18 protein-coding genes are annotated in these 17,492 nt (G+C 70.8%); 12 read left to right on the top strand and 6 right to left on the bottom strand.

Annotation, left to right across the window (positions count from 1 at the left end):
• Positions 1–2 precede the first annotated feature (2 nt).
• Both WJ35_RS17845 and WJ35_RS17840 read right to left on the bottom strand, forming a co-directional pair.
• On the bottom strand, positions 3–920 hold the full coding sequence (locus WJ35_RS17845) for a glycosyltransferase family 2 protein (protein WP_043292592.1): 918 nt from the start codon (positions 918–920) through the stop codon (positions 3–5).
• Complete coding sequence (locus WJ35_RS17840; protein ID WP_011879851.1) at positions 899–1,606, bottom strand: PIG-L deacetylase family protein; 708 nt, start codon at positions 1,604–1,606, stop codon at positions 899–901. The genes WJ35_RS17845 and WJ35_RS17840 overlap by 22 nt, the downstream gene beginning before the upstream one ends.
• Before the next feature lie 137 nt (positions 1,607–1,743).
• Here WJ35_RS17840 and WJ35_RS17835 point away from each other — a divergent pair, with 137 nt between their 5' ends.
• Positions 1,744–4,044 carry an ATP-binding protein gene (locus WJ35_RS17835; protein WP_069239805.1) on the top strand — a complete coding sequence of 767 codons (2,301 nt, stop codon included), beginning with the start codon at positions 1,744–1,746 and terminating at the stop codon, positions 4,042–4,044.
• Between the two features lie 32 nt (positions 4,045–4,076).
• On the opposite strand, the gene WJ35_RS17830 is transcribed toward WJ35_RS17835, so the two are convergent.
• Together WJ35_RS17830 and WJ35_RS17825 are read right to left on the bottom strand one after the other, a co-directional pair.
• Positions 4,077–5,123, bottom strand: coding sequence for a UDP-glucuronic acid decarboxylase family protein (locus WJ35_RS17830; RefSeq protein WP_069239804.1), 1,047 nt, complete (start codon positions 5,121–5,123; stop codon positions 4,077–4,079).
• Positions 5,123–6,436 carry a glycosyltransferase family 4 protein gene (locus tag WJ35_RS17825; RefSeq protein WP_045579559.1) on the bottom strand — a complete coding sequence of 438 codons (1,314 nt, stop codon included), beginning with the start codon at positions 6,434–6,436 and terminating at the stop codon, positions 5,123–5,125. The genes WJ35_RS17830 and WJ35_RS17825 overlap by 1 nt, the downstream gene beginning before the upstream one ends.
• Before the next feature lie 242 nt (positions 6,437–6,678).
• Here WJ35_RS17825 and WJ35_RS17820 point away from each other — a divergent pair, with 242 nt between their 5' ends.
• The 8 genes from WJ35_RS17820 to WJ35_RS32660 all read left to right on the top strand — a co-directional run bounded on the left by WJ35_RS17820 (position 6,679) and on the right by WJ35_RS32660 (position 12,128).
• On the top strand, positions 6,679–7,092 hold the full coding sequence (locus WJ35_RS17820) for a BON domain-containing protein (protein WP_069239604.1): 414 nt from the start codon (positions 6,679–6,681) through the stop codon (positions 7,090–7,092).
• Positions 7,093–7,117: 25 nt separating this feature from the next.
• Entirely contained in the window at positions 7,118–8,146 is a 1,029-nt protein-coding gene (locus WJ35_RS17815; protein WP_011879856.1) for an SDR family oxidoreductase, read from the top strand.
• Positions 8,147–8,184: 38 nt separating this feature from the next.
• A complete protein-coding gene (locus WJ35_RS17810) occupies positions 8,185–8,484 on the top strand; it encodes a DUF2795 domain-containing protein (protein WP_045579560.1) in 300 nt (99 codons plus the stop codon).
• A 64-nt stretch (positions 8,485–8,548) separates the two neighbouring features.
• Positions 8,549–9,115, top strand: a complete 567-nt coding sequence (locus WJ35_RS17805; protein WP_011879858.1) for a membrane protein — start codon at positions 8,549–8,551, stop codon at positions 9,113–9,115.
• Between the two features lie 143 nt (positions 9,116–9,258).
• Complete coding sequence (locus WJ35_RS17800) at positions 9,259–10,116, top strand: SDR family oxidoreductase (RefSeq protein ID WP_043292593.1); 858 nt, start codon at positions 9,259–9,261, stop codon at positions 10,114–10,116.
• Between the two features lie 27 nt (positions 10,117–10,143).
• Positions 10,144–10,755, top strand: a complete 612-nt coding sequence (locus WJ35_RS17795) for a DUF4142 domain-containing protein (RefSeq protein WP_045579561.1) — start codon at positions 10,144–10,146, stop codon at positions 10,753–10,755.
• 59 nt (positions 10,756–10,814) lie between these two features.
• Positions 10,815–11,426: a DUF892 family protein gene (locus tag WJ35_RS17790; RefSeq protein WP_011879861.1), complete on the top strand. Its 612-nt coding sequence runs from the start codon at positions 10,815–10,817 to the stop codon at positions 11,424–11,426.
• Between the two features lie 219 nt (positions 11,427–11,645).
• A complete protein-coding gene (locus WJ35_RS32660; RefSeq protein WP_319000691.1) occupies positions 11,646–12,128 on the top strand; it encodes a helix-turn-helix transcriptional regulator in 483 nt (160 codons plus the stop codon).
• A 169-nt stretch (positions 12,129–12,297) separates the two neighbouring features.
• Here WJ35_RS32660 and WJ35_RS17780 read toward each other — a convergent pair whose 3' ends face one another.
• Positions 12,298–13,629 (bottom strand): Nramp family divalent metal transporter, encoded by a 1,332-nt coding sequence (locus WJ35_RS17780; RefSeq protein ID WP_011879863.1) that lies wholly within the window; start codon positions 13,627–13,629, stop codon positions 12,298–12,300.
• Entirely contained in the window at positions 13,626–14,345 is a 720-nt protein-coding gene (locus tag WJ35_RS17775; RefSeq protein WP_045579563.1) for a UdgX family uracil-DNA binding protein, read from the bottom strand. Before WJ35_RS17775 ends, WJ35_RS17780 begins: the two co-directional genes overlap by 4 nt.
• Before the next feature lie 214 nt (positions 14,346–14,559).
• On the opposite strand from WJ35_RS17775, the gene WJ35_RS17770 reads away from it, so the two are divergent.
• The 3 genes from WJ35_RS17770 (at position 14,560) to dctA (ending at position 17,427) form a co-directional block, all read left to right on the top strand.
• The gene (locus tag WJ35_RS17770) at positions 14,560–15,009 is read left to right on the top strand and encodes a response regulator (RefSeq protein WP_069239603.1); all 450 of its coding nucleotides are present in this window, start codon (positions 14,560–14,562) and stop codon (positions 15,007–15,009) included.
• Positions 15,010–15,205: 196 nt separating this feature from the next.
• The gene (locus WJ35_RS17765; protein ID WP_069239602.1) at positions 15,206–16,138 is read left to right on the top strand and encodes a LysR family transcriptional regulator; all 933 of its coding nucleotides are present in this window, start codon (positions 15,206–15,208) and stop codon (positions 16,136–16,138) included.
• On the top strand, positions 16,135–17,427 hold the full coding sequence (gene dctA, locus WJ35_RS17760; RefSeq protein ID WP_069239601.1) for a C4-dicarboxylate transporter DctA: 1,293 nt from the start codon (positions 16,135–16,137) through the stop codon (positions 17,425–17,427). Before WJ35_RS17765 ends, dctA begins: the two co-directional genes overlap by 4 nt.
• Positions 17,428–17,492 lie beyond the last annotated feature (65 nt).

The raw sequence follows: 17,492 nt of genomic DNA, 5'->3' as shown, positions 1-17,492 counted from the left end.
ACTCATGCGCGTGCGCGCTGCCGCGCGGCGTCGTCGAGGCGGCGTCGCATGCGTTCGACGTGCGGCGGGATCGCGCGCCGTTCGCGCAGGATCCACGGCAGGCCGGCAAGCGCGGGCAGGATCCCGCACTCGCGGCGCAGCCGCGGCAGCATGCGCACGGTGTGCGCGAACGCGGCGCCGGCCGGCCATCTGAGCCATGCGGTCCACACGTCGTTGCGGGTCGATACGCTGCGCCGCGCGCGCGCGTCGCGCTGCGTCGAAGGGTAATGATGAACCGTCAACTGCGGCGCATAGACGAGCCATGCGCCTGCGCGATACAGGTCGAGCGCGAGCAGCGCTTCCTCGCCGCCGAGAAAGTAGCGCGGGTGATAGCCGCCCGCGCGCAGATACGCATCGCGCCGGAACGCCGTCGCGCCGGCCAGCAACCCGAGGATCGGCCGCCCAGGCAGCGCGACGCTCGCGTCGAGCGGGCTGTCGGCCATCAGCGCGCAGGTCGGGTCCTCGCGTTCTTCCGCGCCCACCAGCACGCGCGCGGTGACGGCCGCGACGTGCGGATACGCGTCGAGCAGGTTTGCTGCCTCGGCGATCGAGCCAGGCGCCCACCACGTATCGTCGTCGCAGAACGCGACGTGGCGCGTGCGCGCGACGGCCACGCCGAGGTTGCGCCCGGACGCGCCCACGTTGCCGGGCGCATGCACGAGCGTCACGTGCGCGAAGCGCTCGCGCACGAGCGCCGCGGTCGCGTCGTCCGAACCGTTGTCGACCACGACGATCGCCGGACGGTCGCGCAGCGCGGTGAGGCGCGCCAGCGTGCGCGCGAGTTCGTCCGCGCGCCGGTAGGTGAGCACCACCGCGGTCACGCGCGGCTCGCGCGGCGCGAGCGCTGCGCGTGCGGGCGTTATCCGGACGTGCTGTCGCATTCGAGTTGCCAGTATGTTTCCGGTTCACGGAGGTCGGCGCGCATATGAGGCTCGAACAGCGCAATCTGGCTCTGGTATGCGTCGACCGCAGCGGCCTTCGCTGCCGCGCCGTCGCTGCGGTCGCCGGCCGGCGCGGCGACCGGGCGCGCGAACCAGCCGCGCTCGCGCCATTCGGACACGCGCTTCGACATCAGCCCGTCGATGCGCCGATACGGCGCGTCCTCGTAGAAGCGCCATGCACGCGACGTGTCGCCCGCCGCATGCAGGTCGTGCAGCACCGACAGCGCGGCCTGCTGCACCTGCAGATGATCGCGATGGAACAAGCCGGCCGGCGCGAGCACGCCGTAGCCCGGATGGGCGTCGAGCGTGTCGGTCAGCCGTGCGGCGATCTCGTCGGTCGCGGCCGGCGCGCCGTACTGATCGTCGAAGAAATCCAGCCACACCGGCCGCGCGTCGAGCAGCGCGAGCGCGCGGCGGTCCTCGTCGCGCCGCGCGCGCACCGCTTCGTCCGCGCTGCGAAACCCCGCGCGCCGATCCCACGGCGGCGCGGCCGTATCGCGTGCGGGGATGCCGGCGAACACGGTCACGACGACCGAGCCGGGCGCCTGCGCGATCGCCTGCCCGCAACTGAAGACGGCGTCGTCCAGGTGCGGCGAGATGACGAGCCAACGTGTCGGAGCGGTCATGTACTCGGAACCTCCGTGATGATGGATATGAACGGCCGGGCGGGCGACGCCCGCCGGCGAGCATGCGCCAGCATCACGCGTGCCCGTTCGTATTCCCGCGCGCCGTGGCGGCCGGCCGCACGGCAGGAGCGACCCCGATGATCGATATTGCAAGGACGCAGGCCGGAAATTACGCGACGGCCGTGATGCTGGTTGCGATCGCTACGGTGCTGCAGGCGCTCGCGATCCGGTACGGCGGCGTCAACCTGCCATTGCTGCTGTACTACCCGATGCTGGCCGGCGCCGCGTGGGCGACCTCGTTCGTGTTCGGCATCGTATCGACCGCGGCGAGCGGGCTGCTGGTGTGGACGCTGTTCCTGTCCGATGCCGGCGCGTATACCGGGACGCAGCCGGAGCGGCTGGTCCGGCTCGGCACCTTCATGCTGGTCGGCGTGCTGGTGTGCGCGGTCGCGGCGATGCTGCGCGATACGCGGCTCACCAACGACCGAGCACGCCGCCGCGAAGCCGCGGCGCGCGAGCGGCTCGAGGCGATCCTCGACGCGCTCCCGCACGGCGTGATCGCGGCCGACACGCAAGGCCGCGTGACCTACCTCAATGCGGCAGCGGCCGAGCTGACCGGCTGCTCCTCGGACGCCGCGCTGCAAGAACCCGTGCGCGACGTCGTGCGGTTGTTCGATCGCGACGAGCGGCTCGTGCCGACCACCGCGCTCGACCGCGCGCTGGCAGGCGTCTCCGCGCAATCCGATCAACACTGGCTGCAGCGTCGAGGCGACAGCGCGCCGGTGCCGATCGCCGAGATCGCGCGTCCGCTCGTCGATGCGCACGGCAACATCGACGGCGCCGTGCTGGTGCTGCGCGATGCGCTCGCGCAGCGTGCAGCCGCCGAAACGTCGCGGCTGCAACTGGCGGTGGTCGATGCGTCGCCTGACGCGATCGTCGGGATCGACGCGCAGGGCCGCATCGTCAGCTGGAATCCCGCCGCGCAGCGGATGTTCGGCTACGACGAAGCCCACGCGCACGGACGCGCGCTCGACACGCTGGTCGCGCAGCGCTGGCTGCGGCGCTACCCGCTCACCGTATCGTTCGAGACGCTGCGCGAGCCGATCGGCCCGCTCGAAGTGCTGTGCGTGCGCCGCGACGGCCGGCGCTTTCGCGCGTCGGTGTCCGCGTGCCCCGTGCGCGGCGATGCGCGCAACTGCGTCGCGCTGTCGCTGACGCTGCGCGCGTCGGACGAGCAGCGGCGGCGCGACCGGCGCACCCAGCGTTCGCTGCGCGGCGCGCGTGACGCGCGGCAGCAGGCCGACACGTCGAACCGGCTCAAGGACGAATTGCTCGCGACCGTGTCGCACGAGCTGCGCACGCCGCTCAACGTGATCTACGGCTGGGTCGAGGTGCTGCGCCATTCCGGCGACCAGGCGCTGCAGCAGCAGGCGATCGACGCGATCGATCGCAGCGCGCGGTCGCTGACGCGGATGGTCGGCGACATTCTCGACGCGTCGTCGCTGGCGACCGGCAAGCTGCGCATCGATGCGATGCCGGTCGACGTCGTGCGGCTGTTCGCCGACGCGACGAGCGCGTTCCAGACCGCCGCGTCGGCGGCCGGCATCGCACTCGAGTTCGATTGCACGGCGAGCGCGTGCGTGGTGTCGGGCGACGGCGAGCGGCTGCGGCAGATGCTGTCGAACCTGCTGTCGAATGCGCTGAAGTTCACGCCCGCCGGCGGCGCCGTGACCGTCACGCTGACGCATGACGCCGCGCACGCCGTGCTCGCGGTCGGCGACACCGGGCAGGGCATCGCGAGCGAGTTCATCCCGTACGTGTTCGACATGTTCCGGCGCGCGGACGATTCGCCGGCGTCGTCGCGCCGCGGCCTCGGCCTCGGGCTGTCGATCGTCCGCCACATCGCCGAGCTGCACGGCGGCGAGGTCCGCGTCGACAGCGCGGGCCGCAACCGCGGCGCGACCTTCACCGTCACGCTGCCGGCCGGCTGGCAGCCGATCGGCGCGATGGCGTGGGGCGTGACGCAGGTTCTGCGCGATGCGCCGACGCTCGACGCGCAGCGCGTGCTGCTCGTCGACGACGACGCGACGACCCGCGTGAGCCTGGCCGCCGCGCTGAGGACGCTCGGCGCCGTCGTCGCGATCGCCGTGTCAGGCCGCGCCGCGCTCGACGCCGTCGCGACGCTGCAGCCGACCGTCGTGCTGTCCGATCTCGCGATGCCGGACGGCGACGGCTACTGGCTGCTCGACGCGCTGCGCCGGCGTGGCGCGGGCGGCGTCGATACGTCCCGTCCGCGCGTGCTCGCGGTGACCGCGCATGCGGGACTCGGCGACGAGCGCCGCGTGCTCGCCGCCGGCTTCGACGGCTATCTGCGCAAGCCGGTCGACGTGCGCGACCTCGCCCACGCGATCGCACGCGTCACGCAGCAAGATGGCTGACGCGTGCCCGCCGCGGCATCGCTGCGCACCGCTCACGCCGGGGTGGCCGGCCGGTTCTGCGTACTGATCTGCGCGAGCAGGTGCGACGCGATCTGCGTGCTGCGCACCAGCTCGCCCGGCGCGTGATGCGCGGCCTGCCGGTGGATGAAGTAGCGCGCCGTGTGCGCGAGCCCGGTGGCGAGCGGCGTCGTCGCGCGCCAGCCGAGGCGCCGCCGCGCGGCTTCAAGATCGGGCCGGCGCTGCAGCGGATCGTCGGTCGGCAGCGGGCAGAACTCGATGTCCACGTCCGTGCCGACGACGCGCACCACTTCGCGCGCGATGTCGAGCATCGCGATCTCGTCGTCGCTGCCGAGGTTCACCGGTTCGCACGCATCGCCCGGCTCGTCCATCAACCGCACCAGCGCGTCGATCAGATCGTCGACGTAGCAGAACGAGCGCGTCTGGCTGCCGTCGCCGTACAGCGTGATCGGCTCGCCGCGCAAGGCCTGCATGATGAAGTTCGACACGACGCGGCCGTCGTCGGCGCGCATGCGCGGGCCGTAGGTGTTGAAGATCCGCACCACGCGGATGTCGACGCCGTGCTGCCGGTGGTAGTCGAAGAACAGCGTTTCCGCGCAGCGCTTGCCTTCGTCGTAGCACGCGCGCACGCCGATCGGGTTCACGCGCCCGCAGTAGCGCTCGTCCTGCGGATGCACGTCGGGGTCGCCGTACACCTCGCTCGTCGACGCCTGCAGGATGCGCGCCTTCACGCGCTTCGCGAGGCCGAGCAGATTGATCGCGCCATGCACGCTGGTCTTGGTGGTCTGCACCGGGTCGCGCTGATAGTGCACCGGCGACGCCGGGCACGCGAGGTTGTAGATCTCGTCGACTTCCACGTACAGCGGAAACGTCACGTCGTGACGCATCAGCTCGAAATTCGGCGCATCGAGCAGGTGCGCGATATTGTCCTTCGCGCCCGTGTAGAAGTTGTCCACGCACATCACGTCGTGGCCGGCGTTCACGAGGCGCTCGCACAGGTGCGAGCCGAGGAAGCCCGCGCCGCCGGTAACGAGTACGCGTTTGCGATCGTAGCCCTTCATCATGCATTCTCCTTGCGGTGCGCGAGTACGCCCGGCGTGGGCGAAACCGGCGTGCGGCGGGTCGCGGCGGTGCCGGCGCGCTGCGGATACGCGACGTCGCGGTAGACGTCGACGAGGCGGTCGGCCACGCCGCGCCACGTGTAGAAGCGATGCGCGCGCAGGTAGCCGGCGCGGCCCAGCGCCGCGCACAGATCCGGTTGCGCGCGCAACTGCACGAGCCGCGCGGCGAGCGCGGCCGGGTCGCGCGGCGGCACCAGATAGCCCGTGACGCCGTCGTCCACCGTCGTGCTGATGCCGCCGACGTCGCTGCCGATCACCGCCGCCGCGCACGCCATTGCCTCGACCGGCGTAATGCCGAATGGCTCGTACCACGGCGTCGTCACGAACACGTCGGCCGCGCTGTAGCACAGGTGCAGCGCCTCGCGCTCGCGCCGGCCGACGAAGGTCACGCGATCGGCGATACCGTTGTCGTGCGCGAGCGCCATGAGTCGCGCGAGTTCCGGGTCGCGCGCCGGGTCGGGCGTGGCCTGGCTGCCGCCGACGATGTAGAGATGGGTCGGCCGCTGCGGATCGCGCGGCATCCGCGCGAGCGCGTCGATCACGTTGTCGATGCCCTTGCGCGGCACCAGACGCCCGAGCTGCAACACGACGAACGCATCCTGCTGCCAGCCGAGCTGCGCACGCGCGTCGGCGCGCGGCACCGGTCGAAACTCCTGCGCATCGAACCCGCACGGCACGATCTCGATGCGCGCCGCGTCCGCGCGGTAGTGCGTGGTCAGGTCGAGCGCATCCTGCGGGCATTCGGCGATCAGGCGGTCGGAGCGGCGCGCGAGCGTGTCCTCGATCTTGAAGCGCGCGTCGGGAAAGCCGTCGGCCGCGCCCTGATGCAGCCGGCGCACGCGGCCGAGCGCGTGGAAGGTCGTGACGAGCGGAATGCCGAGGCGCTTCTTCACGCGCAGGCCGGCTTCGCCCGACATGAAGAAGTTCGCGTGCATCACGTCGACGGGGTCGGGCTCGCGCCGCATGCGCGCGATCATGTAATCGGCGAACGCCCCCATGTACGGCAGCAGCCGCTCCTTCGGCACATCGGTCGGCGGACCGGCCGGCACGTGGATCACGCGCATGCGCGGGCCGATCTGCACGACCTCCGGCAGGTGCGCATTGTCGCAACGCGTGTAGACGTCGACGTCGAGGCCGCGTTCGGCCAGCTGCTTCGCGACGTTGGCGACGTAGATGTTCTGGCCGCCCGCATCGACGCCGCCGATGACGCCCAGCGGCGACGCATGTTCACTGATCAACGCGATTCTTTGCATGGTGATGCTCCCGAGGTCGGGGCCGCGCCGGTGGGCCCCGTTGCATCCCTGTCCGGCAATCGGCATGCCCGCCGCTTTGCGGGGGAAGCGGCCCGCATCGGCGCCGAAAAAATTACAACGGCTTGGATGAAAGGGCGTCTGATCGGCGCGCCGCACGCGCGAGCCGCGCCGTGCGCGCGGCACGCGACTTGCGACATCGGCATACCAGCCGGCACGGCCGGCGCTCACGAAAGGAGGTCACGATGAAGGTATTTCTGCTGCAAGCCAGCGCGCCGCGAGCGCGCCGTCGTGCGGGCACGCGTATCGGCATGGCGATCGCCGTCGCCGCTGCCGCCGCCTGCACCGTCGTCGCGCCGAGCGCGTTCGCCGCCGGCGACGACGCCGCTTCGTCGTCCGCATCGTCGTCCGCATCGTCGTCCCATTCGAGCACCGGGACGAAGATTCGCGACGCGGCGATCACGACCAAGGCGAAGGCCGAACTGGTCGGCACGAGCGGCCTGTCGTCCGGCGACATTCACGTGAAGACGCGGCGCGGCAACGTCGTGCTGACGGGCAGCGTGCCGGACTTGCAGCAGCGCGGGCAGGCGGCCGACGTCGTCAGGAAGATCGACGGCGTGCGCGACGTGCGCAACCAGTTGACCATCCGCCCGAAGTGATCGGCGCGACGTAACAGGAGGTGTTATGAAGTGCACGCTCAAACCCGTCGGCGAGCAGACGATCGTGATCACGGGCGCGACGAGCGGCATCGGCCTCGTCACCGCGCGCAAGGCGGCACGCCGCGGCGCCAAGCTCGTGCTGTTCGCGCGCAACGGCGACGCGCTTAATACGCTGTGCGACGAGATCCGCCAGCACGGCGGCCTTGCGGTGCCGGTCGCGGGCGACGTCGCGAATCTCGAGGATCTGCAGCGCGCCGCCGCGCAGGCCGTCGACACCTACGGCGGCTTCGACACGTGGATCAACAACGCCGGCGTCTCGATCTTCGGCACCGCGGCCGCGGTGCCGCTCGAGGATCAGCGGCGGCTGTTCGACACGAACTACTGGGGCGTCGTGCACGGCTCGCTCGTCGCGTCGGACCATTTCCGGCGCAAGGGCGATTTTCACGGCGGCGCGATCATCAACCTCGGCAGCGAGGCGTCCGACGCGCCGCTGCCGCTGCAGAGCGCGTATGTCGCGTCGAAGCACGCGGTGAAGGGCTTCACCGATTCGCTGCGGCTCGAGCTCGAGTCGGACCGCTTGCCGGTATCCGTCACGCTGATCAAGCCGGCCGCGATGGACACGATGTTCGTGATGCACGCGAAAAACTACATGAACGTCGAGGCGAAGCTGCCGCCGCCGATCTACGACCCCGAGCTGGTCGCCGACGCGATCCTGTTCGCGGCCGCGCATCCGCGCCGCACGCTGTTCGTCGGCGGCGCCGCGAAGCTGGCCTCGGCGGGCGCGTATCACGCGCCGCGCCTGTTCGATCGCCTCGCGGCCACGTTGTTCTCGCGCGGCCAGCGCACCGTGCGCGCGGCACGCCCGCGCGACGACAACGCGCTGTACGAGTCGCGCCACGCGCTGCACGAGCGCGAAGGAATGGAAGGTCCGGTGCTGCGCGGCTGCGCATACAACGCCGTGGTGCAGCGTCCGAAGGTCGCGGGCGCCGTCGCGTTGGGCGCGGCCGCGCTGATGGTCGTGGCGCTCGCGCGGGCGCGGCGCACGACCGCGTAATCGATCTGGAGTGCGTTTTTCTTTCGAAGGAGGTTTCCATGACATCGCGACAACACACCGGCCACGAATACAGCCACTCGCGCGCGCACGAAGGCGAGCGCACGCAGCAGGACCACGACAAGGGCGGCCATCAGACCGGCCACGGCAAGGCGCCGAGCCCGGTCGACGTGCAGAAGGCGCTGAAGGGCATGGACTACCCGGCGAGCAAGGCCGACGTCGTCCAGTGCGCGGAGCGCTCGCATGCGGACCAGCACGTGCTGGAGATGCTGCGGCAGATTCCCGATCGCGAGTACACCACGCCGGCATCGGTGTCGAAGGAACTCGGGCGGCTGATGTGAGCGCCGCCGTCGGCCGTGCGCGCCGGCGCGCGCACGGCGCGTTACCGTCACGAGGAGCACGAGCATGGCGATGATCGTCGCAGGCCGCTTCACGACGTTCGATGAAGCGGAAGGTGGGGCGCGCCACCTCTACGAGCGCGCGTTCGGACCGGACGACGTGTCCATCTTCTTTCTGAACCCGGGCGGACAGCACGCGCGCTATCCGATCGGCGGCGACGTGTATGCCGATACGGCCGCGAAGCCCGGCGGCCGCGGCGCGATGGTCGGCGCACTGCGCGGCATGCTGATCGGCGTGATCGTCGGCCTGATCGCTTACGCGATCGGCCTGCGCTACTGGTTCGTGCCGGTCGCCGGCGCGTTGGCCGGCGCGTATCTCGGCGCCTTCGGCGGCGCGCTCGGACGGATGCGCGGCGAGCAGGCCGAGGGCAAGGGCACGCTCGAGCAGACCGAGAGCGGCGTGATCCTCGCCGCGCGCGTGACGGCCGCCACCGCGGCGGCGGCCGAAGACGTGCTGCGCGCGACCGGCGCGCAGGCGATCGAGCGCGTCGAAGGCGAATGGCAGGACGGCGAGTGGCGCGACTTCGACCCGGTGCGCCGGCCCGACGGCACGACGCAGGACGCCGCGCACTGACCATGCCGTTTCTGCACGCGCTTGCAATGCAGGGACGCACCGCGCGCGCACGGCCGCGAGCGGCCGTGCGGCACGAGCGGCGGCCTGCGGCATGCGGCATGCGGCTTGCGCCGTGCTCCCGACCCACGATCAAGGAGGCATACATGACCCAGGCACACACCCCGCCGCCCCAGAATCAGACGCAGCAGCCGGGCAGCGAGCGGGACATGCAGCCGAAGCCGCGCGACGAGGCGGCCGATTACGTCGGCAGCGGCAAGCTGGCCGGCAAGGTCGCGCTCGTCACCGGCGGCGACAGCGGGATCGGCCGCGCGGTGGCGATCGGTTTCGCGAAGGAAGGCGCGGACGTCGCGATCGTCTATCTGAACGAGTCGGACGACGCCGCGCACACGAAGCGGCTCATCGAACAGGCCGGCCGGCGTTGCGAGGCGATCGCGTGCGACATCGGCGACCGGCAACAGGCGCGCGACGCGGTCGCGCGCACCGTCGAGCGGCTCGGCCGGCTCGACGTGCTGGTGAACAACGCGGGCGAGCAGCATCCGCAGCCCGGCATCGAGGACGTGACCGAGGAGCAGCTCGAGCGTACTTTCCGCACCAACGTGTACGGGATGATCTTCTGCACGCAGGCGGCGCTGCAGCACATGAAGGGCGGCGGCCGCATCGTCAACACGGCGTCCGTCACCGCGTACCACGGCAGCCCGAAACTGCCCGACTACTCGGCGACCAAGGGCGCGATCGTCGCGTTCACGCGCTCGCTGTCGATCGAGCTGGCCGAGCGCGACATCCGCGTGAATGCCGTGGCGCCGGGGCCGATCTGGACGCCGCTGATCCCGTCGACCTTCAGCGCCGAGCAGGTGTCGAAGTTCGGCTCGAACGTGCCGCTCAAGCGGCCGGGCCAGCCCGACGAGCTGATCGACTGCTACGTCCTGCTCGCATCTGAAGGCGCGAGCTACATGACGGGACAGACCTTGCATCCGAACGGCGGCTCGATCGTCGGTGGCTGACCGGTTCCCCACACAAGGAGAAAGCGCATGAAACGACACAACTGGACGACCGCGGCGCTCGCTGCGGGCGCGCTCGCGGTAGCGGGGCTCGCGCACGCACAGATGCCGAGCGAGCCGCCCGCCTCGAATTCGCACGTGCCGGGCGGCGTGATCAATCCGTCGTCGGGCGCCGGAGCCGGCGACGCGGGCATGGCGAAGGCGCCGCAGGGCGCCGATGCGGAATTCGTCGACAAGGCCGCGATCGGCGGCAAGGCGGAAGTGCAGGCGAGCCAGCTGGCGCTGAAGCAGTCGAAGTCGGCCGACGTGCGCGCGTTCGCGAAGCGGATGGTGGCCGACCACAGCAAGGCGAACGCGCAGCTGAACCAGATCGCCGCGCGCAAGGGCATCAAGCCGCAGGTCGAGCAGGTGACCGACCCGGACGTGGAGGCGCTGCGCGGCAAGCAAGGCAAGGACTTCGACTCCGCTTATGTCGCGGCGGCCGGCCCGGAAGCGCACCGCAAGACGATCGCGCTGTTCGAAACGGAGGCCCGCGACGGCAAGGACGCGCAGCTGCGCGCGTTCGCGCAGGCCACGCTGCCGAAGCTCAAGCATCACCTGAGCATGGCGGAAGCGCTGCAGCGCAAGGTGGGCGCGCAGTAACGCGCGTCCGGTTCAACCCCGGGCCGCGTGTGCGGCCCGCATTTTTCGGAGAAGCAGTCATGGCCCAACGGCAATCGAAGCACGAAGGCATCCTCGAACTGCTCTGTCAGGCATACGAGACCGAGCTTGGCGGCGCGCAGATCTACGAGGCCGCGCTCCAGTGCGCAACCGACCCGGACCTGCACAAGGAATGGGAGAAATATCATCGCGAGACCCTGCATCACCAGGAAGTGCTGCGCAAGGTGTTCGAAACGCTCGGCCTCGATCCGGACGCGCAGTCGCCCGGCCGTGCCGCTGTCGCGGCCACCGGCAAGTCGCTGGTGCAGGTGATCCAGCAGGCGAAGAAGCAGGCCGATCCGGCCGTCGCGCAGGTCGTCGCGGCCGAGTGCGTGGTGCTCGCCGAGACGAAGGACCATCTGAACTGGGAGCTGATCGGCTATGCGGCCGACCAGTTGCGCGACAGCGACGCAGCGCGTGCGCTGAAGGCCGCGCACGACGAAGTCGAAGCCGACGAGGATCATCACCTCTATCACACCCGCGGCTGGGCGCGCGAGATGTGGATCGAGTCGATGGGCTTCAAGGCCGTGCTGCCGCCGCCGGAGGAAGTGAAGAAGGTCGAGTCGGCGGCCGATGCGGCGCGCGCCGAGCGCTCGCGCGGGAAGATGATGTAAGCGGGTCCGCTCGCGATCGGGCCGTGCCGCTCGCGCGGCCGGCCCGAGGCGACCGTGACCGAGAAGCGCATGAATCCGCAGGCAAGAACCGCGGCCACTTCCCGAGCGACGTGGCCGCCAGCAGCAAACCAAATGGGCCGATCAGGGGCGGTAGAGTCTGCTCGCGAGCCTCGGTGACGCCCGCGCTGTAGCCCGCTGCAATGGCGGGTTTGATTCCGGCTGGTTAAAACTCCCGTTTTTCAAGAAGACGTCCCCGCTCGTCAGGCGCGGCGCGCAGGCATTCGCGGCGGCTGGGCCTGTGAAGGCCGGAATGCTCGTAAAATCGAGCATACGAGCCATAAGGATCGATTTATCGAGCATGAAGGTCAATCAAGAGATGGCTGCCAGCCCGGCCGTGCTTGCCGAGACAAAGCACCACTGGGGCAACTGCTCTCCCGTCTCCGTATAGCGAGAGGGGTTCATCAGAGCGAGGCAGCCACGCGAGCCGGTCTGTCGCGCAATACCGCCTACCGCATCGAAAAGGGCGACCCCGGCGTGGCGATCGGTCAGATGGTTCGGTATCTGGAAGCGTTTGCTCCCGGCCTGCGCCTGCATGACTTGCTCTCCGAGACGGATCCGGCGCTCAAGTCGCTCGATGCTCGCACCCGTCGACAACGAGTTAGCGTTCTGTCGGAGAAGGAACTCAAGGAGCTGGACTTCTAATGGCAGCAACGATCGAGAAGTTCGCGAGATCGCTGCGAACGCTTCATCGGTGAGCCGGAGGGCATCGCAGGCCCGGCCGTCAACCGTTGTTGTATCCGCCGTCGCAGTCAGCCTCCATCGATTACCGCCATCCGCCGCCCCCAGTTGCAAACAGCAACGGCCCCGCCGCTCACGCCAGCATGTCCACCACCATCACCACCACCGACGCCGCCATCAGCGCGACGGCAAGCCACCCCAGCACCCTCGACGCGACGCCGCTGCCCGGCTGGCCGGCCGCCCCGCGCCGCTGGGCGAGCAGCATCACGAGCACCAGCATCGGCACCGCGGCGATGCCGTTGAGCACCGCGCTCCAGTACAGCGCCTTGATCGGATTGACCGGGCCGAAGCAGATCGCGATGCCGACCAGCACGCACAGCGCCAGCACGCCGTAGAACGCCGGCGCGCGATGCACCGGCTCGTTGAGGCCCTCGCGGAACTGCCATGCCTCCGCGCAGCCGTAAGCCGCGCTGCCGGCGAATGCCGGAATCGCCAGCAGCCCGCAACCGACGATGCCGAACGCGAACACGACGAACGCCGCTTCGCCCGCGATCGGCCGCAGCGCTTCGGCGGCCTGCGCCGTCGACCCGATGTCGTGCCGGCCGTGCGTGAAGAACACCGCCGCCCCAATCACCATGATGCAGAACGACACCGCGTTCGTGACGATCATCCCGGTCCACGTGTCGAACGTGATGCGCCGCTCGGTGTCGCGACGGGTCGCGGGCGCGTTGACGGTGTCGCCATCGCCGTTGCGCCGCTCGGCCTGGGTTTCCTCCACTTCGAGCGCGGCCTGCCACACGAACAGATACGGGCTGAGCGTCGTGCCGAGCACCGCGACCGCGGTGGTCGCGTAGTCGTGCGTGAACGCGATGTGCGGCAGCACCAGCGTATGCAGCAGATTGCGCCAGTCGACGTGCACGAAGCCGAGTTCGAGCACGTACGCGAGCAGGCCGAGCGTCATCCATTTGAGCCAGCGCGCATAGCGCTCGTACGACATCAGCACCTGCAGCGCGAGCGACGCGATCCCGTACAAGGCCGCGTACCAGTAGCTGCGCCCGCCGGCGACGAGCGCGGTCGCGTCGCCCATCGCGGCGAGATCGGCGCCGACGTTCACGACGTTGACGATCACGACCATCACGATCAGCGTTTTCGCGAGACGGTCGGAGAAGTGCTCGCGGATGCCGGCCACCAGCCCCTTGCGGTTGGTGCGCCCGACGAACGCGGCCGCGAGCTGCACGACGACCATCATCGGCAGCGTGACGACGATCATCCACAGCATGTTGAACCCGAACTGGCTGCCGGCCTGCGCGTACACCGCCACGTTGCTCGGATCGGCGTCGGACGCGCCCGCGAGCAGGCCGGGGCCGAGCCGCCGATACCAGGGCTTCGCGGCCGGCGCGGGCGCGGACGCGGATGTCGAGGTGGGCGCGGCGTGCGTTGCGTCGTCGTCGCGCAGGTCGCTCATTCGGCGTCTCCGCGCGTGCCGTGCGCCGTGCCGGCGTCGCGCGCGAGTCGCGCTGCGGTGCGCAGCGCGTCGACCAGCGTCCGGTACGCGCGCTCGCGCGAATCGGCGCCGCGCGTGCGCAGCACGTAGGACGGGTGATACGTCGCGACGACGAGGCGGCCGTCCGGCGAGCGCAACGGCTGGCGCGCGCGTTCGAGCGTCGCGTCGTTGTCCTGCAGCACCGCGCGCAGCGCCGTCGCGCCGAGCGCGACGATCACGCGCGGCGCGAGCGTCTCGAGTTCGCGCTCGAGCCAGTAGCGGCACGCGGCGACCTCCCGCTGCGCCGGCGTCTTGTGCAGCCGGCGCTTGCCGCGCGGCTCCCACTTGAAGTGCTTGACCGCGTTGGTCACGTACACGCGGGCGCGATCGATCCCGGCCTCGTCGAGCGCACGGTCGAGCATGCGGCCCGCCGCGCCGACGAACGGCACGCCGGTCCGGTCTTCCTGATCGCCCGGTTGCTCGCCGACCAGCATGATGCGCGCGTCGGCGGGGCCGGCGCCCGGCACCGGCTGCGTCGCGTGTTCCCACAGCCCGCAGCGGCGGCACGCGTCGAGCGTGGCCGGCGCGTCGTCATCGGCGTCGCCGCCGTGCGTGTCGGCCGGGTCGGGCTGCGGCCGCTGCGATGGCTTGGCGTGCTGCGCGGCGTGCGTCGGATGTCGGGACGTGCGTTCCGTCATGCGGCGCCTCCCACGCAGCCCGACGCGTCGGCGTGCGCCGCGCGGCATGCGTCGCGCCCTGCGGGCGGCTTGCTGGGTTGGCGGCTCGGCAGTGCGCACATCGAGGGGCTCCGTATCGACGATATCGAGTCGATGCAGCAACCGGCATGCCGGGCACTTTCAATATGGGCGCGCAGTTTGCGCGGGGGCCGTATCCGCTGAATGGAGACACCCGATGCATACCCCCCGCGTCAACGATCCGGCGGCCGACGACGTGCTGCTGTGGCGCTCGCCCGGCAGCGTGCCGGCGCGACCGCGACGCGTGCTGGTGGCCGACGACTATCGCGATGCGGCGGACGCGCTGCGCCTGCTGCTCGAGGCCCGCGGCTTCGCGTGCCGGGTCGTCGACGATCCGTTCGCGGTCTGCGACGTCGCGCGCGACTGGCAGCCGTTCGCGGTCGTGCTCGACATCGCGATGCCGGGGCTCAACGGCCTGCAGATCGCGCAACGGCTGCGCGACGATCCGCGCACGGCCGACATGCTGCTCGTCGCGTGCAGCGCGTTCGCGTCGACGCGCGACCGCGAGCGCGCGAAGGAGGCGGGTTTCGACGCGCATTGCGCGAAGCCGCTGACGCCGCACCGGCTGCTCGCCTACCTGGAATCGGCGAGCAGCGGGCGGCGCTGACGCGCGCGGCGCGGGACGTTACACGACGCTTGTAAAACGGTGCCGGGCGGCGCGGCGGCGGGCTCGCGCGCATGATCGATTGGGTGATCGTTCGCGCGGACGCACCGCCGCGCTCGCGCGCCGGTATCTTCCCGGCTGGGTCTGCCCGGGCGAATCATGCACAATACCGGGCATTCGAGAACCGGAGACCAGGGCCGTGGGAATCAATTTCGATTTGACCGACTTGCAGGCGTTTCGCGCGGTGGTGGAGCTGGGGAGCTTCCGTAAGGCTGCCGAATCGATCAGCATTTCGCAGCCGGCATTGAGCCGGCGCATCGAGAAGCTCGAGGAGGCGCTGGGCGTGCGGCTGTTCGAGCGCACGACGCGCAGCGTCACGCTGACGACGGTCGGGCGCGTGTTCGCGCCGAGCGCCGAGCAGGTGCTCGACGATCTCGACGCCGCGCTGCTCGGCATCCGCGACGTGTCGTCGAGCCGGCTCGGGCACGTGACGATCGCGTGCGTGCCGTCGGTCGCGTATTACTTCCTGCCGAACACGATCGCGCGTTTCCGCACCCGCTATCCGAAGATCCGCATCAAGCTGATCGACGCGAGCGCGAACGACGTGCTCGACGCGGTGATGAGCGGCGAGGCTGACTTCGGCGTCGGCTTCATGGGCAGCCAGGAGGCGGACGTCGAATTCACGACGCTGCTCGAGGAGCGCTTCGTCGCCGCGTGCCGGCGCGACCATCCGCTCGCCGCGAAGAAGCGCGTGACGTGGCGCGAGCTGTACGAATACGACTACGTGTCCGTCGACAAGACCTCCGGCAACCGGCTGCTGCTCGACCAGGCGCTGGCGGGCGTCGCGCCGCGCGCGCCGAGCGTCTGCGAGACGCGTCACGTGACGACGATGCTCGGGCTCGTCGAGGCGGGCCTCGGCGTCGCGGCGGTGCCGTCGATGGCGATGCCGCTGCCGACGCATCCGATCCTGACGAGCGTGCCGCTCGTCGAGCCGGTCGTCACGCGGCGCGTCGGCATCGTGCGGCGGCGCGGCCGCACGCTGACGCCGGCCGCGCAGGAATTCCTCCAGCACGTGCTCGAGGACCGCAAGCCGGCCGCGGGCCCCAAGCGCGCGGCGGGGAAGCGCGCATGACGCTGCTGCGGCCGCTCAGGCTGCTGTACGTGCAGGTGCTGGTCGGGATGGCGCTCGGCGTCGCGGTCGGGCACCTGTTTCCGCAGGCGGGCGTCGCGCTCAAGCCGCTCGGCGATGCGTTCGTCGCGCTCGTGCGGATGATGGTCGCGCCGATCGTGTTCTGCACGATCGTGACCGGCATCAATGCGCTCGGCGACGGCGCGCGCATCGGCCGCACGATCGTCAGGGCGCTCGCGCTGTTCTACGCGCTCACCGCGGCCGCGCTCGCCGTGGGGCTCGCGATCGCCTATGCCGCGCGGCCGGGCGACGGCCTGCATGTCGCGGCACGCCATCTCGATGCGTCGGCGCTCGCGTCCTTCACGGCACGCGCGCCGGCTGCGGGCGTCGCGTCGTTCCTGCTGCAGATCATCCCCGACACGCTCGTCGGCGCGTTCGCCGCCGGCGAGGTGCTGCCGGTGCTGCTGGTCGGCCTGCTGTTCGGCTTCGCGCTCGCCGCGACCGAAGGGCGCGACGGCATCGTGCATGCGTTCGTCGAGGGCATCGCGCGCGTGCTGTTCCGCGTGCTCGCGCTCGTGATGCGGCTCGCGCCGCTCGGCGCGTTCGGCGCGATCGCGTTCGCGGTCGGGCGCTTCGGCATCGATTCGCTCGGCTCGCTCGGCAAGCTGATCGTCGCGATGTATCTCGCGTGCGCGCTGTTCGTGATGCTCGTGCTCGCGCCGCTCGCGCGCCTGCACGGCTTCTCGCTGTGGCGGCTGCTGCGCTATCTGCGCGAGGAGCTGCTGATCGTGCTCGCGACGTCGTCGACGGAGCCGGTGCTGCCGCGCCTGCTCGTCAAGCTCGAAGCGCTCGGCTGCGACAAGGGCGTGGTCGGGCTCGTGCTGCCCGCCGGGTATTCGTTCAATCTCGACGGCACCGCGATCTACCTGACGCTCGCCGCGCTGTTCATCGCGCAGGCGTGCGACGTGCCGCTGTCCGCCGCGCAGGTCGCGACGCTGCTCGCGGTGATGCTGATCACGTCGAAGGGCGCGGCGGGCGTGTCGGGCAGCGGGCTCGTCGCGCTGATCGCGACGCTGACGGTGGTGCCCGACCTGCCGGTCGCGGGCGTCGCGCTGCTGGTCGGCATCGACCGCTTCATGTCGGAGGCGCGCGCGCTGACGAGCGTGATCAGCAATGCATGCGCGGTGATCTTGGTGGCGTCGTGGGAAGGCGCATGCGACCGTGCGCGCCTCGTGCGGGTGCTGAGCGGCGCCGGGACGGCCGGCGCGGACGAGGCCGAAGCCGGTGCGTAGTGCACCTGGTGCGCGTAGTGCGGCGGGAAGGCGGGGAAGGCGGGGGGAGAGCGGCGGGAAGCGCG

The sequence above is a fragment of the Burkholderia ubonensis genome (assembly GCF_001718695.1).
Lineage (GTDB): Bacteria > Pseudomonadota > Gammaproteobacteria > Burkholderiales > Burkholderiaceae > Burkholderia > Burkholderia ubonensis_B.
The sequence above is the reverse complement of the archived record's forward strand: the minus strand, read 5'-3'. Positions and strand labels throughout refer to the sequence as shown.

Bases quoted from the DNA above. Each gene is read 5' to 3' on its own strand.
- WJ35_RS17845 (WP_043292592.1), bottom strand. From the start codon at position 920: ATGCGACAGCACGTCCGGATAACGCCCGCACGCGCAGCGCTCGCGCCG.
- WJ35_RS17840 (WP_011879851.1), bottom strand. From the start codon at position 1,606: ATGACCGCTCCGACACGTTGGCTCGTCATCTCGCCGCACCTGGACGAC.
- WJ35_RS17835 (WP_069239805.1), top strand. From the start codon at position 1,744: ATGATCGATATTGCAAGGACGCAGGCCGGAAATTACGCGACGGCCGTG.
- WJ35_RS17830 (WP_069239804.1), bottom strand. From the start codon at position 5,123: ATGAAGGGCTACGATCGCAAACGCGTACTCGTTACCGGCGGCGCGGGC.
- WJ35_RS17825 (WP_045579559.1), bottom strand. From the start codon at position 6,436: ATGCAAAGAATCGCGTTGATCAGTGAACATGCGTCGCCGCTGGGCGTC.
- WJ35_RS17820 (WP_069239604.1), top strand. From the start codon at position 6,679: ATGAAGGTATTTCTGCTGCAAGCCAGCGCGCCGCGAGCGCGCCGTCGT.
- WJ35_RS17815 (WP_011879856.1), top strand. From the start codon at position 7,118: ATGAAGTGCACGCTCAAACCCGTCGGCGAGCAGACGATCGTGATCACG.
- WJ35_RS17810 (WP_045579560.1), top strand. From the start codon at position 8,185: ATGACATCGCGACAACACACCGGCCACGAATACAGCCACTCGCGCGCG.
- WJ35_RS17805 (WP_011879858.1), top strand. From the start codon at position 8,549: ATGGCGATGATCGTCGCAGGCCGCTTCACGACGTTCGATGAAGCGGAA.
- WJ35_RS17800 (WP_043292593.1), top strand. From the start codon at position 9,259: ATGACCCAGGCACACACCCCGCCGCCCCAGAATCAGACGCAGCAGCCG.
- WJ35_RS17795 (WP_045579561.1), top strand. From the start codon at position 10,144: ATGAAACGACACAACTGGACGACCGCGGCGCTCGCTGCGGGCGCGCTC.
- WJ35_RS17790 (WP_011879861.1), top strand. From the start codon at position 10,815: ATGGCCCAACGGCAATCGAAGCACGAAGGCATCCTCGAACTGCTCTGT.
- WJ35_RS17780 (WP_011879863.1), bottom strand. From the start codon at position 13,629: ATGAGCGACCTGCGCGACGACGACGCAACGCACGCCGCGCCCACCTCG.
- WJ35_RS17775 (WP_045579563.1), bottom strand. From the start codon at position 14,345: ATGACGGAACGCACGTCCCGACATCCGACGCACGCCGCGCAGCACGCC.
- WJ35_RS17770 (WP_069239603.1), top strand. From the start codon at position 14,560: ATGCATACCCCCCGCGTCAACGATCCGGCGGCCGACGACGTGCTGCTG.
- dctA (WP_069239601.1), top strand. From the start codon at position 16,135: ATGACGCTGCTGCGGCCGCTCAGGCTGCTGTACGTGCAGGTGCTGGTC.